The organism is Spirosoma taeanense, from assembly GCF_013127955.1.
Lineage (GTDB): Bacteria > Bacteroidota > Bacteroidia > Cytophagales > Spirosomataceae > Spirosoma > Spirosoma taeanense.
On sequence record NZ_CP053435.1, the window covers coordinates 4,127,636 to 4,149,762 of the forward strand.

15 protein-coding genes are annotated in these 22,127 nt (G+C 55.2%); 10 read left to right on the forward strand and 5 right to left on the reverse strand.

Annotated elements, in window-relative coordinates; genetic code table 11:
- Positions 1-9: 9 nt before the first annotated feature.
- The 3 genes from HNV11_RS17260 to HNV11_RS17270 all read right to left on the reverse strand — a co-directional run bounded on the left by HNV11_RS17260 (position 10) and on the right by HNV11_RS17270 (position 5,237).
- A complete protein-coding gene (locus HNV11_RS17260; protein ID WP_171740842.1) occupies positions 10-480 on the reverse strand; it encodes a hypothetical protein in 471 nt (156 codons plus the stop codon).
- Positions 481-513: 33 nt separating this feature from the next.
- Positions 514-1,974, reverse strand: a complete 1,461-nt coding sequence (locus HNV11_RS17265; RefSeq protein WP_171740843.1) for a SusD/RagB family nutrient-binding outer membrane lipoprotein — start codon at positions 1,972-1,974, stop codon at positions 514-516.
- 86 nt (positions 1,975-2,060) lie between these two features.
- Positions 2,061-5,237, reverse strand: a complete 3,177-nt coding sequence (locus HNV11_RS17270; protein ID WP_171740844.1) for a SusC/RagA family TonB-linked outer membrane protein — start codon at positions 5,235-5,237, stop codon at positions 2,061-2,063.
- A 969-nt stretch (positions 5,238-6,206) separates the two neighbouring features.
- On the opposite strand from HNV11_RS17270, the gene HNV11_RS24020 reads away from it, so the two are divergent.
- The 5 genes from HNV11_RS24020 to HNV11_RS17295 all read left to right on the forward strand — a co-directional run bounded on the left by HNV11_RS24020 (position 6,207) and on the right by HNV11_RS17295 (position 10,311).
- Entirely contained in the window at positions 6,207-6,410 is a 204-nt protein-coding gene (locus HNV11_RS24020) for a TonB-dependent receptor plug domain-containing protein (protein WP_240163524.1), read from the forward strand.
- A 141-nt stretch (positions 6,411-6,551) separates the two neighbouring features.
- Entirely contained in the window at positions 6,552-7,676 is a 1,125-nt protein-coding gene (locus tag HNV11_RS17280) for a BamA/TamA family outer membrane protein (RefSeq protein ID WP_171740845.1), read from the forward strand.
- A gap of 40 nt (positions 7,677-7,716) precedes the next feature.
- Positions 7,717-8,403: a TIGR04283 family arsenosugar biosynthesis glycosyltransferase gene (locus HNV11_RS17285; protein ID WP_171740846.1), complete on the forward strand. Its 687-nt coding sequence runs from the start codon at positions 7,717-7,719 to the stop codon at positions 8,401-8,403.
- A gap of 71 nt (positions 8,404-8,474) precedes the next feature.
- Entirely contained in the window at positions 8,475-9,470 is a 996-nt protein-coding gene (locus HNV11_RS17290) for an NAD-dependent epimerase/dehydratase family protein (protein ID WP_171740847.1), read from the forward strand.
- A 13-nt stretch (positions 9,471-9,483) separates the two neighbouring features.
- Positions 9,484-10,311: an SDR family oxidoreductase gene (locus HNV11_RS17295; RefSeq protein ID WP_240163526.1), complete on the forward strand. Its 828-nt coding sequence runs from the start codon at positions 9,484-9,486 to the stop codon at positions 10,309-10,311.
- Positions 10,312-10,370: 59 nt separating this feature from the next.
- Here the strand turns inward: HNV11_RS17295 and HNV11_RS17300 are convergent, their stop codons facing one another.
- Positions 10,371-11,387, reverse strand: coding sequence for a glycosyltransferase family 9 protein (locus HNV11_RS17300; RefSeq protein WP_171740849.1), 1,017 nt, complete (start codon positions 11,385-11,387; stop codon positions 10,371-10,373).
- Positions 11,388-11,430: 43 nt separating this feature from the next.
- Here HNV11_RS17300 and HNV11_RS17305 point away from each other — a divergent pair, with 43 nt between their 5' ends.
- Complete coding sequence (locus tag HNV11_RS17305) at positions 11,431-12,666, forward strand: M16 family metallopeptidase (protein WP_171740850.1); 1,236 nt, start codon at positions 11,431-11,433, stop codon at positions 12,664-12,666.
- A 20-nt stretch (positions 12,667-12,686) separates the two neighbouring features.
- The gene (locus HNV11_RS17310; protein WP_171740851.1) at positions 12,687-13,013 is read left to right on the forward strand and encodes a nucleotide pyrophosphohydrolase; all 327 of its coding nucleotides are present in this window, start codon (positions 12,687-12,689) and stop codon (positions 13,011-13,013) included.
- Positions 13,014-13,032: 19 nt separating this feature from the next.
- Here the strand turns inward: HNV11_RS17310 and HNV11_RS17315 are convergent, their stop codons facing one another.
- Positions 13,033-16,584 carry a VCBS repeat-containing protein gene (locus tag HNV11_RS17315; RefSeq protein WP_171740852.1) on the reverse strand — a complete coding sequence of 1,184 codons (3,552 nt, stop codon included), beginning with the start codon at positions 16,582-16,584 and terminating at the stop codon, positions 13,033-13,035.
- Positions 16,585-16,805: 221 nt separating this feature from the next.
- Between HNV11_RS17315 and HNV11_RS17320 the strand changes: the two genes are divergently transcribed.
- The 3 genes from HNV11_RS17320 to HNV11_RS17330 all read left to right on the forward strand — a co-directional run bounded on the left by HNV11_RS17320 (position 16,806) and on the right by HNV11_RS17330 (position 22,087).
- Positions 16,806-17,414: an RNA polymerase sigma factor gene (locus HNV11_RS17320; protein ID WP_171740853.1), complete on the forward strand. Its 609-nt coding sequence runs from the start codon at positions 16,806-16,808 to the stop codon at positions 17,412-17,414.
- A 99-nt stretch (positions 17,415-17,513) separates the two neighbouring features.
- Positions 17,514-18,566: a FecR family protein gene (locus HNV11_RS17325; RefSeq protein WP_171740854.1), complete on the forward strand. Its 1,053-nt coding sequence runs from the start codon at positions 17,514-17,516 to the stop codon at positions 18,564-18,566.
- A 65-nt stretch (positions 18,567-18,631) separates the two neighbouring features.
- The gene (locus HNV11_RS17330) at positions 18,632-22,087 is read left to right on the forward strand and encodes a SusC/RagA family TonB-linked outer membrane protein (RefSeq protein WP_171740855.1); all 3,456 of its coding nucleotides are present in this window, start codon (positions 18,632-18,634) and stop codon (positions 22,085-22,087) included.
- The last annotated feature ends 40 nt before the right edge of the window (positions 22,088-22,127 follow it).

The window sequence follows — 22,127 nt, forward strand, 5'->3', positions numbered from 1 at the left end:
GTTTTCTAGTTAATTGATTGCCTGTACACGCGACAGCCGCGCAAATGCCTGTCCTTTGTATTCACCTCGCCAGGTCAGCGAAACGCTACTGCCCGCTTTGGGTTCGGCTACGCCAAGTTCGGCCCAGGTCTTTGAAATGCTGGCCTTACCAGCTCCATCGGTTTTCAGTTCGCCAAGCGCCGTTCCATCGCGTTTGGTGAGTTTGATCGCCAGCGAGGTGACGGGAATCGAATCGATACCCACTTTATAGTCCAGAATTCCGCTCTTGTCGAGTTCGTAAATCTTCACGGCCAGGGTTACTGGCCCGGCTACCTTCTGCGATACGACCGGCTCACCCGTCATTCCCCCGCCGTCGCCGGTTGCGTTATCAATCACCACCAGCACCGGCGCAACTACGCGATCGACAAAAGGGTCATCTACTTTCTGACAACCCGCCATCGCCAGCAGGCTGCAAACAAGAAGTGCTTTATATTGCTTCATAATCTCTTATCCTTTTTCAGTACGATGGGGCCGTTACTTCTCAGCCCACCATAATTTAGTTTTCATTGTGTCGTCGCCCCCGTTGATGCTGACGCCCTTACGGACGTTGGCTTCGTTGAGCGAATACTCCGACGTTGGGTACTTGATGCGGGTTGGCAGAACACCATCGTTTTCGAAAATGGCACGGGGGTCTTTGGCAGGCAGCACCGGTAAACCCGTCCGGCGATACTCTGTCCAGGCTTCTATTCCCTGACCGAACAAAGCGATCCACTTCTGTTCCATCACCTTTTCTTTGGTCGCTTTACCGATAGTTTTCAGGTACGCATCAGTAATTTTCAGGATGTATTGATCGAAGGAAGCGGTCATGCCTTTCTCAAAATAAGCCTGCGCGTCGCCAGAGATGTCACCGTCGAGGGCGGCTTCGGCCAGCGTCAGGTTCAGTTCGGCATAGGTCATCAGCACACTGGGCGTGGTCGTCTGCGTGAAATACGAACCCAGCACCGAACTGGTGGCGAGATACGTAGTCGCGATAGCATCCGGCAGACCATTGGCGTGCCCAACGTATTTACCTTCTTTGTTTGGCTGGGCGTAGACCGTGATGCGGGCATCATTCAGTTCATTGAGTTTATCGGCCAGCGTCTTGCTGATATTCCAGTCGGTACGGCTACCGAACACCATCACTTCGTTCCATTCATTGTTGCTAGGCCGCGTTGCCGTATGCTTCAGCGTGGCATTGTCGGCGTTGCTCGTGAAGATAGGGTACTTAGTAGCATCCCCCAGAATCTCGGCCATAATGGCTTTTGATTCGGCGGGTTTCTTGGCGGCCTGCCGGTTGGCCAGCCGAAGCCGGAGCGAGTTGGCAAACTTTTTCCATTTCAGAATATCGCCCCCATACAGGATGTCGCCCGCTACCGCCGGACCGCTGGTGCTCAGCTTCTCATTAGCCGTTTTCAGATCCGCCAGCATACCCGCGTAAACCTGATCCATCGAATCATAGGAAGGCGTGTAGATCGGTGCTTCGGCGGTGCCTTTGATAGATTCCGCGTAGGGTACAGCCCCGTACACGTCCGTCAGCAGCGAGTACACCCAGGTCCGCATCACAATGCCGATTCCTTCGTAGTTGGTATTCGCGAATTTGCCGCCCGGCTGCGACAGAGTAATGATCCGCTGGAAATTCAGCAGGCCATCGTTGTAAAACCCCTTCCAGTTGTTGTTGTACAGGGCTACGGATACGCCGTAGTTATCACCCTCATTGGAGTAAATATTCCGGGTCAGGTACTGCATCCACAGCATGGCCCCGTCGAGGTTGAGCCGCTCGAAGCGAATGTTGCTGCCCCAGTAGCGATCCACCGACGCTTCGATGGCATACGGCAGCAGGTACTGCGGGCCCACGGCCGTGGGGTTATTCGGGTCCACGTTCATCGTGTCGAATTCCCGGGTGCAGGAGCCGACCGTTAGCAGCGTGGGTATCAATAGCAGGAGGATTCGTTTCATAGGTTTGTCTTTGGGGTCATTCGATAGTCATTACCAGTTATTTCGTGTAGAGCGAGGCCCGCTCGTGATGACTATTGAATGACAGTTTAGAACGCCAGATTCAGGTTTACGCCCATGCTGCGGCTGCTTGGCAACTCACCGTAGGCAAAGCCCTGCGAGTTACTGCCGTAACGGTCAGCCTCCGGATCGATGTGCGGAGTGTTTTTGAACAGCATCAGCACGTTGCGTCCCACCAGCGAAATCTTTGCTGAGCGAACCTTGATCCGGCTCAGCAGAGCCGCCGGAATCTGGTAGCCCAGCGTCACTTCGCGCAGCTTTACGTAGCTGGCATCGAAAATGGCGGCTTCGTGGTACCGGCGGGGGTTGTTGTAGCCATAGAGCGCGTTGGCCGGAACGATGGTCGTGTTTGGTGCGTAGTTAGGCTGTTCGGCGGTGCCGATGTTGACGACCCCTTTCCCAATAATACCTTCTTCGCGGCCAATAGCGGTTTCAGCATATTGCCCCGTCCAGCGGGCCGTGCCGGTACCTTCGTCGAACAGGTTGCCCCCCGACCGTACGTCAACGAGCGCCGATAAGACAATACCTTTGTAGCTGAGGCTGTTCTGCCAGCCGCCCGTCCATTTGGGCTGGATGTTCCCCAGCACCCGCGGGGTGGTCGAGACGACCGGATACCCATTGGCACCGTAGATTACCTGACCGTCGGGCGCGTGTTCAAACCCGATGCCGTATAAGGTTCCGTATGGCTGACCAACGCGGGCTTCGGAGTTGAGTCCCTGACGGCTGTAAAGCACGTAGGTTGTCAGCCCTTCGGCCAGTTCGAGTACGCGATTGCGGTTCCGCGAGAAGTTCACCGTTGTTTCCCAGTTAAAGCCGTTCGGCAACCGGACCGGCGAACCCGTCAGCACAATCTCCAGACCTTTATTGGAAATCTTACCGGCGTTCAGCACGCGGGAGTCGTAACCACTGGCTTTGGAGATTTCAACGCCAAGAATCTGGTTGCGGGACACCTGATCGTAATAGGTTACGTCGAGACCAACTCGGCCTTTCAGGAACCGAATATCCAGACCCAGTTCTGTACCGGTTGTGATTTCCGGCTTGAGTGTCGAGTTGGCAATTTTCTTGTTTTCGTAAAACTCCGGCACGGAGCCGTTCCAGGAGCCGTTCGCGCGGAAGGTTTGCAGGAGCTGGTATGGATCCGCATCGTTACCAACCTGTGCCAGACTCGCCCGGACCTTCGCAAACGACAGCACCGAGCTTTGCACGTTCAGCAGTTCGGTCAGCACGCCACTGACCGAAACCGACGGGTAAAAGTACGAGCGGGCTTCTTTCGGCAGCGTACTCGACCAGTCGTTACGGGCCGTTGCATTGACGAACAGCGCGTTACGCCAGCCAAACTCAGCCGAACCAAAAAGGCTGTTAACCTGCGATTTCTCAATGGCGCTCAGGGCCGTGTTCTGGCTCGGATTGGCGTTTCCGGCGTTATACACCCCATCCACCACCAACTGGCCAACGGTCAGTTTATTCTGCTTGTAGTAGTTGGTCCGGTTAATGCCACCGGCCTGCACATTGATTGAAAAGTCGCTGGCAATATTCTTGTTGAACGTAAAGATGAAATCGCTGTTCGTTTCCTGCCGACGCAGCACCTCCTCGGAGAAAGAGCCGTAGGTTGTGTTACCATTCCGTACGCGTTCGAAGTTCAGGATATTGATGCGCGTATCGGTCCAGACGTCGGTACCCGAGCGCAGGAGCAGGCTCAACGACGGCAGAATCTTGTAGTTCAAGGCAATGTTGCCCACCAGACGATCTTTGTCGTTGCCGTATGGCAGCCGCTTCTGGGTGAAATACGGATTGGTGAAATAGGTGTGCTGCCAGTTCGGCGGATCGGTGTCCGCCGGTTTGCCCGCCACCGCCCGGTTGATACTGATGTTCTGGTAGTCTTCGTAGTTGCGGAGCTGCGCCCACGAAACGTGCCGGTGCGACCAGATGAACTGCTGGCCTTCGGTATAGCCCCGGTTCTTCGAGCCGGATTTGATGTACTCGGCGGAGAGCGAGACGTTCAGTTTAGGCGTGAAATTATAGCCCGAGTTGAATTTGAAGTTGTTGCGATGGAAATCATTGTAATACATGATTCCCTGCTGATCCAGGCGTCCGATGCTGAGCCGGAAATTGCCTTTATCGTTACCGCCCGATAAAGCGATGTTATTGGTGAAGGTCTTACCGGTTTGCCAGTACTCGTTCCAGTTGTTGGGCTGGGGCGTCAGGGGCGCTACGTCCTTGCCGGTCCACCACTGCCGCACGAGCCGGCCATCCATGGGTGCGCCCCAGCTCTCGTCGGTGCCTTCGGTGCCGTTGAGGGGTGCAGTGGGCCCATAAGCCGCCCGATACTGACTGATTTCGAGCGGGTCGGTGATGGAGCCGCTCCAGCCGTCGTTATACCAGGTCCGGTAGCCGTTACCTCCACCGTAGGTATTCTGAAAGTTGGGCTTGATCCAGGGCTGCTCGAAGGTTGTGTTGGAGTTGATCTCCACGCCGATCCCTTTGGTGCCCGCTCCCGTTTTGGTCGTAACAAGAATAACTCCGTTAGCCGCCCGCGAGCCGTAGAGCGCAGCTGCGTTAGGTCCTTTCAGAACGGTCAACTCCTGAATGTTATCGGGGTTGATTTCCGCCAGCCCCGAACCGAACTGCTTGTCGAAGGTCTGCTGGATCGGCACCCCGTCAATAACAACCAGGGGCTGGTTATTGCCTGATACCGACGAAGCGCCCCGAATCTGGATCGTTGAGCCGCTGCCGGGGCCACCATTGCTGCTCACCCGCAGACCGGCCACCTTACCCGACAAACCATTGACAACGTTCGTCGTCCGCGCTTCGGTGAGTTGCTGGCCTTTAATTTCCTGCACACCGTAGCCGAGTGATTTCACTTCTTTTTTAACCCCGAAGGCCGTTACGACTACTTCGGAAAGCGACCGGATGTCGGTTCGCAGCGTAAAGTCCAGCGCCGACCGGTTACCCACTTTTGCTTCTTCGGTCGTAAAACCGATGGAGCTGAACGTAACGACGGCATCGTCGCCGGGAATATTAAGCGCGTATTTACCTTTAGCGTCGGTCGTCGTGCCGATGGTAGTTCCTTTCAGCACGACATTGACCCCCGGAAGCGGGCCTTCTTCGGCTGAACTCACGGTCCCGGTCAGCAGGCGAGTCTGCGCGTGGGCCGCCACCCCCGTGCAAATCCAGCATAAGACCCAAATAAGTAGTCGTTTTGGCATAATTGTCAACAGATTACGACAGTTACGTGCTCCCGGTCATTCGGGCAGTACCGAATACTGGCCGCCCGATCCGAACCACCCGAACGAGCCGGGCGCAACGCAACTGCCCTCGCCGACCGTTAGGTCTGCGGGTGGAACACAGAAGTAAATGCAGGTAGAACGAAATACTCTAATTGCCACAGCCGGCCGGGCCGACCCTGGCAACTCAATTGTTAAGCTGGGAGTCAAACTGATGCCCGCTGGCTCAGTTGCTCAAAGCTCAGATTCTGAACCGTAGATGGTGGATCGACGAATTCAGACAAAACTGATTGCTTCACAAGTGCGGCCAGTAAGCAATCAGTTAAAGAAGTTTATTTTGTTGTACTCAATTGATACACCAAATATAGGACATTAATTATTCAACCAAAGCCTATTTTGAACATTTTTTATTTCACCTCCATAAAATTTTACATAATCACAATAAATCAAAATATAATATAACTTTTACAGAAAATTTTTTCTTGCTTTTATCCTAATTATATTCCTATCCTCATTCATGGCTATTTGTTGCTTCTCTGCCTGTTTAAAGGCAATTTTGAAGCAGTTTTCGATTATTTTTCACAACAAACTCTTCTGCTTATGCAGCTTTTGCACGTCGCATGCTTCTGCTGTTGCTTGGTTTGGTAGCAATAGTAGAAACATACACCCAGGACCGCACCCTTACGGGAACGGTCACCTCAACGGAAGATAATGCGCCGATTCCCGGCGTCGGTGGTGGTGCGCGGTACGACGCGAGGCACCACCACCGACGCCGACGGTAACTTCCGCATTCAGGGACGCTTCGGGTCAGCTTCATCGGCACGGCGACACAGGACATTAAGGTTGGCAACGCCGACATCATTAATGTTGCGATGAAGCAGGAAACCAACGCACTCAATGAGGTCGTTGTAACGGCGCTCGGTATCAAGCGCGAGAAGCAGGCACTGGGCTATGCCGCTACAGAGGTTGCCGGCCCAGACCCAGCGTGATAACTTCCTGAACGCCCTGCAGGGGCGCGTAGCGGGTGTGCAAGTGGCTACCACGAGTGGTCTACCGGGGTCGTCGTCGCAGGTGATTATCCGGGGGGTCAACTCCATCAGTGGCAACAACCAGCCGCTGTACGTCATTGACGAGATGCCGATTGATAACAACTGAATCGATGAGCAATCCGCTCCAGACGCCTATAGCCCCGGTCAATAGCATGGCCGGGGCTATCTTGTTTCAGGACCCCTTCAGCTGGACAAAATCGACCGCAGCCGGTTAGTCGTATATACCACTCTATCTTGTGACGATTTCATGCGAGTCCAGTACGCCCTGTTTCTGACGCTGTTTACGTTTTTCCGGTGGGTTGTCCTGTACGCTCAGCCGGCTGATTCGGTTAAGAAACCGGTCAGTATTTTCCCGTTTCCTATCGTTTACTATACGCCCGAAACACGCTTTGCCTACGGAGCTGTTTTATCGACCACATTTCGGTTCCGGCGTGATTTTCGGCTTCTTCGGCAGGATTCCGCCCGCCTGAAGCTGCCCGGCACTGACTGGCCCCGCCCCTCCAACATTCAGCTTCTGGGCGCTTATACCCAGAATAAACAGATTCTGCTGTTTGTACCCTTCCAGCTTTTTTATGACCACAACCAGTATTACGTCTATGGCGAAGCTGGTTACTACCAGTACAGCTATAATTTCTATGGTGTAGGCCTGCGTGAGGTTCCGGCTGAAAACTACGCGGTAAACTACCCCCGCATCCGGCTGAATGCCCTGCGACGAATCTGGCCCCATCTCTATGCTGGCTTACGCTACGAATACGAAAACTACAGGATTACGTCGGTCAAGCCGGGTGGTCTGCTGGCCAGCGGAACTGTGCCCGGCGGATCGGGCGGCCGAATGGCGGGTGGCGGCACCGGCCTTTTCTACGATACACGCGACAACGTATTTTACCCGACTCGCGGCTTTCTTGCCGATTTATCTTACCTGGCTCACGGCCAGCTAGTTGGCAGCGAGTTTAGATTTAATCGGTACGTGGCCGATCTTTCTTCCTATTTTAAACTTAACCACCGGGCAATCCTGGCGGTTAACTATGTCGTAAGTATAACCGGTGGTCTGGCGCCCTTTAGTGCTCTTTCACTGCTGGGCGGAGGCCGACGTCTGCGGGGCTATTATGAAGGCCGATACCGGGATAAAAACATGACCCTGCTGCAGGCAGAAGGTCGGTTCACGATCTGGAAGCGCTTGACGGCGGTGGCCTTTGGGGGCATCGGTTTCATGGGCGACGACAATCAATTGTTCCGGCTTAATGCACCGAAAGGTGCTTACGGAGCAGGTTTACGATTTCGCATGAACAACGACGGACTGAATATTCGGGCCGATTACGGTTTTGGAAAACAGTCAACCGGCCTTTATCTGACCATTGGCGAGGCTTTCTGATCAGTTACCAGACCACTGGTTCGTCTCACAACGACCTTCTATGACGCTAAGTGTGATCATACCAGCCCTGAACGAAGCCGACAATATTGGCCAGCTCGTGCGCGACCTGCAAACATGCGGTCATAACCAGTTGGCGGATATACTCGTAGTCGACGGCGGCAGTACTGATAACACGGTCGAGCAGGCCCGGCAGGCGGGTGCGCGGGTGGTTTTGTCTCCTCAGACCGGCCGGGCTAACCAGATGAACTATGGAGCAGAGCTGACTTCGGGCGAAATTCTGTATTTCGTTCATGCCGACGTGCGGGTTCACCCGGATTTTGTGCAGGACATCCGCCAGTCGGTCGCTCAGGGTAATGATGCGGGCTGTTACCGATTCCGGTTTGCTTCGTCTCATCCTCTCCTGCGGTTAAACAGCTACGGAACCCGTTTCTCTGGTTTGATGAGCCGCGGGGGCGATCAGACCCTGTTCATTACCCGTACTCTCTTCAACCGGCTGGCGGGCTTTCGGGAGCGGTACGTCATTATGGAAGATTTTGACATGATTGCCCGGATACGGGCAGTGGCCCGGTTCTGTATCATTCCCAAGGATGTGATCGTTTCGGCCCGAAAATACAAAGCCAACAGCTGGCTACGGGTACAACTGGCCAACCTGACCGCTTTTGGGCTTTTTTTCATGAATGTTTCTCCTGTTCGCATCGCGCAGACTTACAGGCGAATGCTTAAATAAATCGTTTTATGGCCAATTCGTTACCAGTCGGGGTAGTCAATGCAGTAATCAGCCGTTATCCGATCTGAGGTATGAAAACAGTGCTGGTGACGGGGGCAAATGGCTTTCTGGGCGGGCATCTATGTCGGGAACTGCTCCGGCGGGGGTATGCCGTGCGCGCGTTTATCCGACCCGACAGCGACCGGCGCGCACTTAACGATCTGCCTATCGATATCTGGACCGGCGATCTGCGCGACACGACCAACGTGAGGGCGGCCATCTACGGTTGCGACTATGTGATTCATGCAGGGGCCATGACCCAGGTAAACCCGGCCCGCTCACGACTGGTTATGGATATTAATGTTGGCGGAACGGCGGCCGTACTGGCCGCTTCTGTCCAGGCTAAAATCGAGCGACTTGTTTTCGTCGGCACGGCGAACGTATTTGGTTTTGGAACAAAAAAGAAGCCCGGCGATGAGCGGTTTCCGTACATGGGCAAACGTTACGGTCTGGACTACATGGACAGCAAGCGGATGGCTACCGACCTGGTTCTGAAGGCCGTGCGGGATGAGCAGCTGCCCGCCGTGCTGGTCCACCCGACTTTCATGCTGGGGCCACTGGACTATAAACTCACGTCGAATGCGCTCCTGCTGGCGCTGTACCGGGGTGAGGTTATGGGCGTTCCGATAGGCGGCAAAAACTATGTTCATGTTGATGATGTAGCCGCAGCCACGGTCAATGCGCTGAGCCTGGGCCGGATCGGCCAATCCTATATCCTGGGACACGAAAACCTAAGTTATAGAGAAGCGTTTACCCTAATGGCCGGCGTGATGAACGTCAGGCCCCCTGTATTACCCGTTCCGGTTCCGCTGGCCTCGGCGATTGGAAGAGCCAGCGACTGGAAACAGCAGTTAACCGGCCAGCCAGCTCAGCTTAACTCGGCCATGACGGCCGTTGCCAGCGACGGCCATTATTTCAACGTGACGAAAGCAATTCATGAACTTGACTTACCCCAAACCCCCGTCCGGGTCGCCGTCGAAGAAGCCTTCCACTGGTTTCGTACCAACGGCTGCCTCGTCAGTAACTGACGCCAGCCTGCCTGTGTCCGGCACCGTCCGGGGTAATCTGATCGGCAAGGTCGCCATCGTCACGGGTTCAGAGTCGGGGATTGGCCGGGAAACGGCCCGCGCGCTCTGCCAGCAGGGGGCTCAGGTGGTGCTCAACGGGCTGCATCCGGAACGGCTGGAACAAACGCAGTGTGAACTGCGCCAGGCGGGCTATTCGGTGGTCAGTTGTCTGGCCGACGTAACGGACTACAGCCAGTGCGAAACGATAGTTGAAACGGCGATTCGCAGTTACGGACGCATCGATATCCTCATCACAAACGCCAGCATTTCCATGCGGGCTTACTTCTCCGACCTGCGCCCCGAAGTTTTTCGGCGCATTCTGGACAGCAATGTTTATGGATCGGTTTACCCCCTCAAAGCAGCGTTGCCTTACCTTACGGCATCGGCAGGCTGCGTTACGTTCATTTCCAGTATCTCGGCGCTGAACGGTATGCCCAGCGGGTCGGCTTACTGCGCCGGCAAAGCCGCGCTTGTCAACCTGGCCCATACGCTCCGGCTCGAACTCTACCCCACGGGCATTCACCTGGGGGTTATCCATATCGGCTTTACGGCTAACGACCCCGACAAGCGCGTGCTCAACGCTACCGGCCAGCCCGTGCCGATTGCCTACCGGAATCCACGGTGGCAAATGACCCAGGCCGAGGTCGCGCAGGCTATTCTGCGGCATATCCGTCAGCGTCGGCAAAAAACGATCCTGTCGCCGGCGGGTAAACTGAACTACTATATGAACCGCTATTTCCCCCAGCTGGCCGATCGGATTGTGCTCTGGACCATGAAGCACTGGGCACGGTTCTATGAATAAAAACCGCTGCAGGTAACGGCACCCATGCCCCCGGCAAGGAACGCTGAAACCTATACGCGTTATTCCAGTTCCGCAAGCTCAGCCACTGAGATGCTCCAGGCGCAGCGAAAATGCCCCAGTGGGCAGGCCGACCGACCATGCAGGGTACAGGGTTTACAGTCGAGTGGTTCAAGCGTTTCTACAGTCCGCGATACGTCGGCCAGCGGGCCAAATCCGAACTCGGGTACGGTTGAGCAGAATATCGCCGTCGTAGGAGCGTTCATGGCCGAACAAAGGTGCAGGGGTGCTGAATCATTGACGTAATTCATCCGTGCGCCCTGCTGCAGAGCCGCCGACTGCAACAAACTTAGCTTTCCAGCCAGATTCTGAATACCTCCTGTTCGTTTGGACAGGGCGATAATGGCATCGCAGGCCGGAGCGTCAGATGGCGCCCCCAGCAGGTATATTGTCGTGTCCTGCGGAAAACGGGCGATCAGCTCGGCCCAGCGATCGGTAGGGTACTGTTTGGTAAACCAGACCGAGGTCGGCGCCAGACAGATGTAAGGTCGATCTTGGTAGGCTTTTATAGCGTCATAGTCGGCCGGAGATGGGTATAGTTTAGGGCGCACGCGCTCCAGGACGGTTGGCGCAAACTTAAATGGGCGCAGAAAACCAGCATTACGGTCTACCTCATGAATGCCCGGCTCGATCCGGTGCTCTATCTTATAGGTAAAGAAACGCGAGAATGGGTTCTTGGCGAAGCCAACGGTCACACCCGCCTGCGACAGGGCCGTTAACAAACCAGTGGCCCCAAAGCGCTGGAGATTGAGAACAGCATCGTACCGGCGCGCCCGAACGAGCCGGATCAAACGTAATAAATCCCGGTACTTACCGCCTTTCTTATCCCAGATCAGCACCTCGCCAATGAACGGGTGGTTAGCCAGCAGGCTCTCGTTACCTTTGCGCACCAGCACGTCTAAAACCGCGTCGGGCTGCAGGCGGTGAAGCTGTTCGAGAAGCGCCGTTGCCAGAATCACATCACCGATGAAAGCGGTTTGAATAATCAGGAACCGGGGCGGATTGGTTGCGGTTATCATCAGTACGACAAACGCATCTCAATGACTGCGTTAATGGTAAAGAATGGAAGATTACGAAGTTTATACCTTACCCAACGGAATTCGGATTGCTCACAAACAAATACCGCATACGCAGATTGCCCACTGCGGTGTTATGCTTGATATCGGGAGCCGCGATGAGCAACCCCATCAGCAGGGACTGGCTCATTTTTGGGAACATATGGCTTTCAAAGGTACGGAGAAACGCAAATCCTACCACATCATTACCCGTTTAGAAACGGTGGGGGGTGAATTAAACGCATATACGACTAAAGAGAAAGTCTGTTTCCATGCATCGGTACTGGCCGCTCATTTCGAGAAAGCGGCCGAACTGCTGGCCGACATTACGTTCCATTCGGTTTTCCCGGAAAAACAGATTGAACGCGAACGGGGGGTGATTCTCGAAGAAATGGCGATGTATTACGATTCGCCCGAAGACGCCATCCAGGACGATTTCGACGAGCTGGTTTTCCCGAACCACGCCCTGGGCGGGAATATTCTCGGTACAGCCGAAACGGTCAGTTCGTTCGGGCGCGAAGACCTGCAACGGTTCATTGCCGAAAACTACGACACCAGCCGGATCGTGTTTGCGTCGGTGAGTAATCTGCCGTTCCGGCAGGTGGTTAAGGTCGCCGAAAAATATTTCCGCGACGTGCCCACGCAGTACTCGGCCCGCCGACGCCAGACGCCCACGGATTATCTGCCGCGCCAGACCCGCGTGGAGCGGCCCATCACCCAGGCTCAGTGCGCTCTGGGTCGGCCCGCTTATGGCCTCACCGATCCGCGACGGCTGCCGTTCTTTATGCTCGTGAATCTGCTCGGCGGCCCCGGCATGAACTCCCGGCTCAACCTGAATCTGCGCGAGAAATACGGTCTGGTGTATTCAATCGATGCTAGCTATACGCCTTATCTGGATACGGGCTTTCTGGGTATTTATTTCGGGACCGATCCAAAGAAAGTAGAGAAAGCCCACGCCTTGATCATGAAGGAACTGAAACGGCTGCGCGAACAGCCGCTCACGACGCTGCAGTTGCACCAGACGAAAGAACAGCTGATTGGGCAACTGGCGATGGCCGAAGAAAGCAACAACAGCTTCATGCTGATGATGGCCAAGAGCCTGCTCGACATCAACCGCGTCGAAGCCCTGAACGATATTTTCAACGACATCAAGGCCGTTACGGCCAGTCAGCTGCAGGATATGGCGCAGGAAGCCTTCGTGGAAGATCAGTTCAGTTCGCTCACCTTCGTGCCGGAGAAATAGATTTCGATAAGCCTTCAATTATGACGTTACGCGACGCGCAGGACACCGTTGACGACTGGATCAAAACCGTTGGCGTTCGGTACTTCAACGAACTGACCAACATGGCCATGCTGACCGAAGAGGTTGGCGAAGTGGCCCGCATCATTGCCCGGCGCTACGGTGAGCAGTCCGAAAAAGAATCCGACAAACATAAAGACCTGGGCGATGAGATGGCCGATGTACTTTGGGTTCTGCTCTGTCTGGCCAACCAGACTGGCGTTGATCTGACGGAAGCCTTTCGGAAAAATCTAGAGAAAAAGAATATCCGCGATGCAACCCGGCACCGCGACAATGAAAAGTTGAAATAAGCCAGATGAATAGTCTGGCTTATTTTGATGACTGGCTGAGGTACCCGGAGCCCCAGTAAAACTCTACCCGCTGCGTCCGGCCGTCGCGGTGTTTGACCAGCCGGTAGCGCTCTTGCGGCCGGGCGGGCTGGGGCTTAACAGGTGTCTTTGGTTTGAGGAGCTGAACCGGGCCGTTATTATTGGAAACCAGATACCAGAGTTCCTCTCCTATCGAGATAGCCGCGAGGGCTTTGGCGTCCTGATCGGCGTGGATGCCCGCTACGTCGGGTGAAACGGCGCGAAAATGGCCCTGTCCATCGCCTAGCAGCAGACAACCCCGCCCGGCATCGTACCAGCCTGAGTACGTCTCCGATGCGTAGGAATTGCCCACCAGTAGGGCATCGGTCAGTCCGTCGCCATTAAAGTCGCCGGTCTGCATCCCGAACACGGGCGATACCTGCGCCAACATCGGCAGCGGATGAAGCGCAAACTGGCCTTTGCCTTTGTTTTCCAGGTAACAACTGCTGAGTTCATCGGCGGTCAGGACGGTAGCGCCATCCAGATCATTGCGATCGAACGCCTGCTTAAAACTCCGATTCGCATAAGCCTGAAAACTGGTGAAGCGTTTGCGGGCAAACGTCGGCATCTGGTCGTTCAAGACATCGCGGATGGGAGCAATATGTTCTTCACCCTGTAAATAATGGGTCAGGATTGGATCGAGCTGACCATTTCCGTCGAAGTCTTTGGCGTAAAGCCGCAGGGGCTGATCGGCAGACACCCGGTAGCGCGTGTTCTGGCCAAGGTTACCTACGAGGTAATCAATGTCGCCGTCGCGGTCAAAATCAGCCCCCGTCAGCGAATTCCATAAACCAGACTGGGGTTGCTCACCGGCCAACGTTATCCGTTCGGCTGCCAGTTTTCCGTGGGTATTTTTGAGCAGCGTTATGGGCATGAACTCGCCAGCCAGCAACAGGTCGGGGTCAGCGTCGTTATCGTAATCGGTCCACAGAGCCGCGCAAATCATACCCAGCGTCCGTAAACCGGGTGCCAGTTGATCGGTTACGTCGGTGAACCGGGCCATACCCTGAACCTGATCGTTTCGAAACAGGTAACTGCGCGGGGCCATCGGATACTGGCCTACTTTAACGCGCCCGGCTCGAAACAGATCCAGATCCCCGTCACCGTCAAAATCGGCAGCGACTACGCACGAGCCGGACGAAGTGGTTATGGGCAAAGCGCCCGCTGACCGCGTTAATTTACCCGTACCGTCGTTGAGGTAGAGCCGATCCTGATACACGGCGCTGCTGTCGGGCTGCTGGCTGCCCCCGCTGACCACGTATAAATCCTGATCGCCGTCGCCGTCGGCATCGAAAAACAGCGACCCCATATCTTCCAGGTCGTTCGCGCCCTGAACGCGTTCGGTAAACCGACCGGGGCTGGTTTGCAGAAACAAACTGCGCGTCTGCTCCGGATCGGCTCCGACAAATACGTCGTCGAGACCGTTTCCGTCGGCATCGGCAATGGCCAGCGCAGGGCTGTTCTTGCCGTACACCTGCGGCAGCAGGGGCGTTCGTTCAAAGTCGTTCAGGACTGATTCCCGATGCCGGAAGGTCAGCCCGACTGCCGCTGCGTCGAGGGTGGAAAACAATGTTGGCGTTACAGCCGGAGCTGGGGGTGAAGCCAACGTAGGCTGGTAAGTTATCCGATGCAGCCGGTCGGCGGTGAGCGAACCGAGTTCCTGATACGTGCCATCGGCCCAGCGCACCGAGACGGTTGCGGTCGTATGCTTATCCAAACCAGTGTGAACAAACGGCTCTATTGATGATGCGTAGCCCCGTACTGGATGCACCTCTACGGTTTGCATCATGCCGTCGGGCGTGCGGACGCGGACCTGCGCTCCCAGCCCATGCGCATCGGCGGGCAGCTGTAGACGAATTGAATGCCGGGTGATTGGCTTATCGGGCTGCACCGTTTCGTTACGATATAGCCCGGCCTCGTCGTCCATGTTGTTAACGACCAGATCCAGATCACCATCGTTATCCAGATCGGCATAGGCAGCTCCGTTCGAATAGGTCGGCTCGCCCAGTCCCCAGTCTTCCGACTTGTCTTCGAAGGTCAGATTTCCGCCGTTGTTCCGGAATAGGTAGTTGTGCAGTTTAACGTCCGGCAGTTTATACAACTCCGCCAGCGTTTGCTTTTGAGAGCTGCCCCCGGCCACCAGCCGACCAAAGCTCGACGCCTGGCTATTGAGGTAAGCGACGTAATCGAGGTTGGTGATATCGCGCCGGTAGCCATTCGTCACGAACAGGTCCTTAAAGCCGTCGTTGTCAAAGTCAGCGAGTAGGGGTGCCCAGCTCCAGTCGGTGCGGAATACGCCCGCCAGCTGCCCAATCTCGCTGAACACCGGCTGCCCATCCGGCGCGACGCCCTGATTCAGCTGCAGCGTGTTGCGAACGTACTCGTCCTGGTACCCCTGCTGACGCGCCAGATGAAAAAACTCCCAGTTGGTCTTGATGAGCATCATCTTCTGGCGCGCGTTGGACTCAGGTAGCATATCCACCACCATGACATCGGGGCGGGTATCATTGTTGATGTCCTGAATATCAACCCCCATGCTGTTGTAGCTGGTGTGCTTGAAATACGTAGCCGCCCGGTTCGTAAAGGCAGGACCGCCAACCCCGCCGTTGCGATTGTTGATATACACGATGTCGTTCGACAGAAAATCGTTGGCGCAATAGATATCGGGCCAGCCATCTTCGTTCAGATCTGCAATGGTCAATCCCAGTCCATAGCCCTCGGCCAGGATACCGGCCTCGCGGGATACGTCCGTGTAGTGTACCGAGCGTTGGTTTGAGGATTGGGTCGATTGGTTGCCTGCGCCATCGCAGCGATACAGCCGGTCGGTGCTGGGGCCTTCCCCGTTCAGACGCCGGGGCCGGATAGTGTTCCGGCCGGTGCGCTCCACAGCATTGTTCAGAATATAACAGTCCAGGTCGCCATCGCGGTCGTAGTCAAAAAAAGCGGCCTGGGTGTTCATACCGCTGTCGGCCAGGCCATACTCAGCAGCCATCTCGCGAAAAGTTGGTAGCGAATCCCGCTTTGCGCCGGCAGACCGTACGCCCTGATTGATGAACAGCAGATTATGCCGAACCGCCCGGCTGGTATCCGGACCGGCAACACTAACGTAAATATCCGGCCAGCCATCCTGATTGACGTCGGCCACCGATACGCCCGTACACCAGCTCGTTGTCGTTACGCCCGCGTTTGTCGTTACGTCCTCGAACCGAAAGGTTTGCGAACCGCTCGTTGTTCGATTCAGATACAGCCGACTCGTTACCCGGTTCCCAGCAAAGAACACATCCTGCCGACCGTCGCGGTCAAAGTCGCCCACGCCTACACCCGCGCCATTGTACATCGGATCGTACGTATTGGCGTTGAGCGTATCGTTCTCAAACGGATGAATCTGGTTATTGAACGTAATGCCGGACTCGGCCGAACGGATGGGCGTAAACAAGAGGTCGGGTTTAGAGCCGGTCTGACAGGCCATTGCGCCCCCGATAAAAATACTTAACAACGTAAGCCGGTAATTCATGAATACAGCAGCAGAATCGGTTCGTTTCGGGTGGGTTCAGGCGGTTGGTGAGTTGTTGAGGAAATCCATCTGCCCTTTTCAGCCAGAAGAAATCTTCGCAGTGTTCTATCCCTTGTTAAATGGTAGAATAAAAAGATATTTTAGTAAAAATACACACAAAAGACCGGAAGTTTGCGCCTAAAAAATTGTAGCTTTACCCATCCTTTTTTCTCTCGCCGACCGTGGATAGCCTCCTCAATTATCAACAGGCAACCGACGCCCAGATCTGGGACGATTTTTTGCTGGGTAATAAATTGGCCTATTCATTTATGTACGAGAAATACGCCAGGGCGCTTTACAATTACGGGTATAAAATCGCTCAGAACCGGCAGCTGACGGAAGACTGCCTGCAGGATTTGTTCCTGGCTATACTGGAAACCCGCGAACGGCTGGGCCATACCGACTCGATCAAGTTCTACCTGATGCGCTCGCTTCGGCGCGACATCGTCCGGAAACTAAACAGCCAGCACCGTTTCCTGGACGAGCCGAACCACGAAATAGACTTTAAAATAGAGTTTTATTACGAGCCAACCTGGCTCGATTCGCAAATCAGCAAGGAGCGCTCGGAAGCGGTGCTGCACGAACTGAACCAGTTGCCCGCCCGGCAGAAAGAAGCCCTGTTTCTGAAGTTTTTTGATAACCTCAGCTACGACGAAATCGCGGGCATCATGGGCATTGAAACTACGTCGGCTTATAAAGTCATTTACAAGGCCATTGCTTCTCTCCAGAAACGCATCCCCGCCGATTTGCTGACCGCCTTGCTGGTAGTGTCACTTCGGGAGCTGCCCTAATTTACAACAGTTTATCATTTTACCAGCAAAATTTTTCCCATTTTCAAGGGATAGTTTCCGGCGTGCTTTCCTTCTGGTGGTAAATGCCTGATCCACCGCATGCAGCAGCAATACCAACAGTTTACTGTGCGTGATTTTGTGCTGGACGATGCCTTCCGTCGATGGGTTTTTCAACCCGATGAGCAGAGCATGACGTTCTGGCACACGTTCATGCTCAAACATCCCGGCCAGCAGGTCGCCATTGATGAAGCCGCTTCCCTCCTGCTCCATCTGGGCACAACCTATCACGACCTGACCGACGCCAGTCAGCAGCGCATTCAGCAGGTTTTGATGCAGGCTTTCGACGAACGTAACGCTTCGGCAACGCCCGTTCGACCAATGGTTACCCGTCAAGGCTGGCTTGGGCAGCGCTTGTACCGGCGCGTTGCCGCATCGGCAGCGGTCGTGCTGCTGGTTACGGCCGGACTAATCTGGTTTAAATTTTCACCCCATCAGGAACGCGTTCATACGGCTTTTGGCGAAACCCGCACCGTACAACTTCCTGATGGCTCAACGGTCGTGCTGAATGGCAATTCGACGCTCACCTTTGCCAGCAACTGGCCCAGCGATAAACCGCGCGAAGTCTGGCTGGATGGCGAAGCCTTTTTCAACGTCGCCAAAAAACCGCATCGTCGGGGGCACGTAAAGTTCGTTACGCACGCGTCGGGTCTGGACATTACGGTGCTGGGTACGCAGTTCAATGTCCAGACGCGCCGGGGCCAGACGGCCGTTACGCTGGTTGAAGGGCGGGTGCAGCTCAGCAAACCAGATATGCCCTCCGGCCAGATTGTGGAAATGAAACCGGGACAATTTGCCTCAACGCAACCGAACATCCAGCGCGTTGACATTCGGACCGAAAAGCCTCAACTGCATACGTCCTGGGTGCAGCACCAGTTTGCATTTGAAAATACCGCCCTGGGTGAGATTGCCCAGCAGCTTCGCGATACTTATGGCCTTGAAATCATTTTTGAAGACAGCACCTTAGCCAACCGCCGATTTACCGGAAACCTCACCAACCAAAGCATCGAAACTCTGCTCACCACGCTCTCGATTACGTTCGACCTCGCCGTCCGGCAGGACGGCAAACGGGTCGTTCTGGAACATAACCCCTGACATCCTGCACGAAGCTATTTGTCCTGCGAATCCCTGAACCCTATTTACCCAACAACACTTCTTGTATGAAAAACCAGTATATCACCTTTTCCATGCTGCTGGTTGGTGTGGGGGTCTATGCCATTCCGCAGCTATCGGCTGCGCAACTGCTGACCCGCGCTCAAACTAAGTCTGAAAGCTCGACAGACCGACAACCTGCCAGGCTCGCCGACCGAAGTCATAGTAATCGTTCCGTAAAAAAAGCACTCGCCGAACTGGAAAAGCGGTTTAACATCAACTTCGCTTATGACGAGCAACTGCTGGCGGGCCGGAATACGGAGGCTGACTTTACCGGACTGTCGCTCGAACAGGCCCTGACTCATCTGGTCGATTCGCAGGGCTTAGGCTATCGTCAGGTGAACAATAAGCTGTTCGTTATTCAGGCATCGGGTGCAGCTCAGCAAGTCTCAAAAAACCTAGCGGCCGGGAACGCGCTACCGGCCATGGGAACACCAGCGGGCGAATCAGCCGTTCCCTCCGCCGAAGCCCCGCAGGTTCGGCGAATAACCGGCCAGGTCACTGACGAAAATGGCCAGGGACTGCCCGGTGCCAATGTCATCGAAAAAGGCACCAGCACCGGCACCACCACCGACGCCACCGGCAATTTTGTTCTGAACGTGAGCGACGGCGCCACCACGTTAACCGTTTCGAGCGTGGGCTACCTGCGGCAGGACGTTGCCATCGGTAACCAAACGGTTATTAACGTCCAGCTGGCTCCCGACAACCGGACGCTGGACGAAGTCGTTGTCGTTTCCTACGGTACGCAGAAGCGGTCTAACCTGACCGAAGCCGTCAGCATTGTCAATACGGCAGAGGCAAAGAAAGTACAGGCAGCATCGGTCGTTGACCAGATTCAGGGCCGAGCGGCCGGCGTTACGGTAGCCTCAACGGGTGGAGCACCCGGCTCTACGGCCAGCATCAAGATTCGGGGGTCCAGCACTTTCGGTTCGAATCAGGACCCGATCTACATTATCGACGGCGTCATTATCGGCAGCGCATCGTCCGATTTCAACCCAAATGACATCGAGACGGTAACGATCCTGAAAGATGCAGCCGCCACCGCCCTGTACGGCTCGCGGGGCATGAATGGCGCTATCGTCATTACGACCAAACGCGGCAAAGCAGGCAAACCAACGATTGAATACAATGGGTATTACGGTGTCCAGAACATTGCCAGGCGCCTGCCGCTGGCCAGCCGTGACCAATACATCCGTACCTGGACGGCGGCTTACCAGAACGGCAATCTGGCCGTACCTGATTTTGGCGCTGGCGGGTATAATACCGACTGGCAGGAAGAGCTGATCAAACCCGGTGCCATCACCGACCATAACGTCAGCATCTCCGGCGGAATCGACAATGGTGCGAACAAATCGAACTACCGGATTTCGGGGGGCTACTTCTCGCAGGACGGTACGATCCGGGGCCGCAAACCCGACGGAACGGAAGTGAGCCCCTACTTCAAGCGCTACTCGGCCCGGGTCAACGCGGGTACGACACGCGGTAAACTGACGATCAGTGAATCGGCTTACCTGGCGTATACCAACGAACGGCGGGTTATTGGTCAGCCGTTCGACAACGTCATCCGGATGCCGCCCACGATCCCGGTTTTTGATCCCAATAACCTGAGCGGGTATGGCTACGGCAGCGCCAATAACGCCACTTTCGGCACGAACCCCATTGGTCAGCAGGCGAAAGATGACAACCTTGTCAATAGCTACAAACTGCTGGGGAATATATACGGGGAATACGCCATTCTGCCCTGGCTGACGTATCGCCTGAGCGTGGGACTGGACTTCAGCAACTACCAGAACAAATATTTCACCCGCCCTGGTGCGCTCAGCTACAACAGTCCCAGTGCGCCAAACGGGATTCTGGACGACCGTAATGGCCGGTTCTTCAACACCCTGATCGAGAATACGGTAAATGCAAACAAAACCTTCGGCAGACATCAGATCAGTCTCCTGCTCGGCTACACCCGGCAGCGGTTTGATCAGAATGAAATCTACTCGCATACGGAAGGTATCGTTGGGGAATTCTACCAGCAGGGAGCCGGTACGGCCAGCCCACGCACCGATGGTTTCTCCAGGATTTCGGGTATCGTTTCGTATCTCGGCCGGATTAACTACACGTACGACGACCGGTATAATATCCAGGCCAATCTGCGTCGGGATGCGTCCTCGAACTTCCCCAAAGACAATCAGGTGGCTTACTTCCCCTCGGTATCGGCGGCCTGGAATATCAACAAGGAAGCGTTCATGCAGAACAACCCGGTTATTGGCGATCTGCGCCTGCGGGCCAGCTACGGTTCAGTGGGCAACCAGGCAATTGACCCCTATTCGCTTGACCCGACAATCCAGCCTAACCTGAACTATGTCTTGGGCGGTGGTAACGTGATTGTTGCGGGGGCGGCAAACCGGCAGTTGCAGAATTCTAACCTGAAATGGGAAAGCAAAACCACCACGGATGTGGGCGTTGACGCTACGTTTCTGAACGGGAAAATTCAGCTGCAGGCCGATTATTTTTACTCGCTCTCCAAAAACCTGCTACTGCGCGTACCGCTGCCGATTACGGCCGGCAACCAGGGCGATAACCCCTACGACAACCTCGGGAAGATTGAGAATAAGGGGTTTGAACTCAGCCTGACCTACCAGGACAAGAAAGGTGATTTTCGGTACAGCCTCAACGGGCAGCTCACCAGCATCCGAAACAAGGTGCTGCAACTGGTGCCAAGTAACGGAAACCAGCCTCTGTATGGTTACGGCCAGATCACCCGCACGGCCGTTGGTGGCTCGCTGGCGTCTTTCTATGTGCTCCGGCAGAACGGTATTTTCCAGACCCAGGCTGAAATAGACGCGGGCCCGAAGCAGCCGAACGTTACGCCCGGCGATGTACGCTACGTAGATACCAATGGCGATGGTACGATCAACAACGATGATCGCCAGATTGTGGGTACGCCCTTTCCCAAGCTTGAATACGGTGCCAATATTTCCCTGTCGTACAAAAGTTTCGACCTCACGCTTTTCTTCCAGGGCGTGTCGGGGAACGTGCTGTTCAACCGCAGCCGCAACTGGACCGACCGCTTCGACGACGTGCAGAACGTTCGGTCGGACGTAACCTTCTGGACCGGGCCGGGTAGTTCGAACACGACCCCCAAGCCCATCAAAGGCGATCAGACGCTGAACCCCGCTTTCAACACGGATCGGTGGGTGGAAAGTGGCGCCTACGGACGGCTGCGGACAGCGCAGCTCGCCTATAATTTCTCTTCCGCGATGCTGAACCGCCTGAAAATGGGCTCGGCGCGGGTGTATGTGAATGCCCAGAACCTGTTTACCATAACCAACTACTCCGGCTACAACCCAGACGTAGTTGGGGATGTAGGGAGCGGACAGCAGAACCAGAGTAACTTCATCGGACGCGGCATCGACCAGGGTAATTACCCGGTACCCCGCGTTATCAGCGCCGGTCTGCAACTGAGTTTCTGAGCGGTTAACTAAATCATTCCGTCCATTGTACAATACGACT

What these genes read in the sequence shown, in the direction of transcription:
- HNV11_RS17260 (WP_171740842.1), bottom strand. Translation starts at nt 480, where the DNA reads ATGAAGCAATATAAAGCACTTCTTGTTTGCAGCCTGCTGGCGATGGCG.
- HNV11_RS17265 (WP_171740843.1), bottom strand. Translation starts at nt 1,974, where the DNA reads ATGAAACGAATCCTCCTGCTATTGATACCCACGCTGCTAACGGTCGGC.
- HNV11_RS17270 (WP_171740844.1), bottom strand. Translation starts at nt 5,237, where the DNA reads ATGCCAAAACGACTACTTATTTGGGTCTTATGCTGGATTTGCACGGGG.
- HNV11_RS24020 (WP_240163524.1), top strand. Translation starts at nt 6,207, where the DNA reads ATGCCGCTACAGAGGTTGCCGGCCCAGACCCAGCGTGATAACTTCCTG.
- HNV11_RS17280 (WP_171740845.1), top strand. Translation starts at nt 6,552, where the DNA reads ATGCGAGTCCAGTACGCCCTGTTTCTGACGCTGTTTACGTTTTTCCGG.
- HNV11_RS17285 (WP_171740846.1), top strand. Translation starts at nt 7,717, where the DNA reads ATGACGCTAAGTGTGATCATACCAGCCCTGAACGAAGCCGACAATATT.
- HNV11_RS17290 (WP_171740847.1), top strand. Translation starts at nt 8,475, where the DNA reads ATGAAAACAGTGCTGGTGACGGGGGCAAATGGCTTTCTGGGCGGGCAT.
- HNV11_RS17300 (WP_171740849.1), bottom strand. Translation starts at nt 11,387, where the DNA reads ATGATAACCGCAACCAATCCGCCCCGGTTCCTGATTATTCAAACCGCT.
- HNV11_RS17305 (WP_171740850.1), top strand. Translation starts at nt 11,431, where the DNA reads ATGGAAGATTACGAAGTTTATACCTTACCCAACGGAATTCGGATTGCT.
- HNV11_RS17310 (WP_171740851.1), top strand. Translation starts at nt 12,687, where the DNA reads ATGACGTTACGCGACGCGCAGGACACCGTTGACGACTGGATCAAAACC.
- HNV11_RS17315 (WP_171740852.1), bottom strand. Translation starts at nt 16,584, where the DNA reads ATGAATTACCGGCTTACGTTGTTAAGTATTTTTATCGGGGGCGCAATG.
- HNV11_RS17325 (WP_171740854.1), top strand. Translation starts at nt 17,514, where the DNA reads ATGCAGCAGCAATACCAACAGTTTACTGTGCGTGATTTTGTGCTGGAC.
- HNV11_RS17330 (WP_171740855.1), top strand. Translation starts at nt 18,632, where the DNA reads ATGAAAAACCAGTATATCACCTTTTCCATGCTGCTGGTTGGTGTGGGG.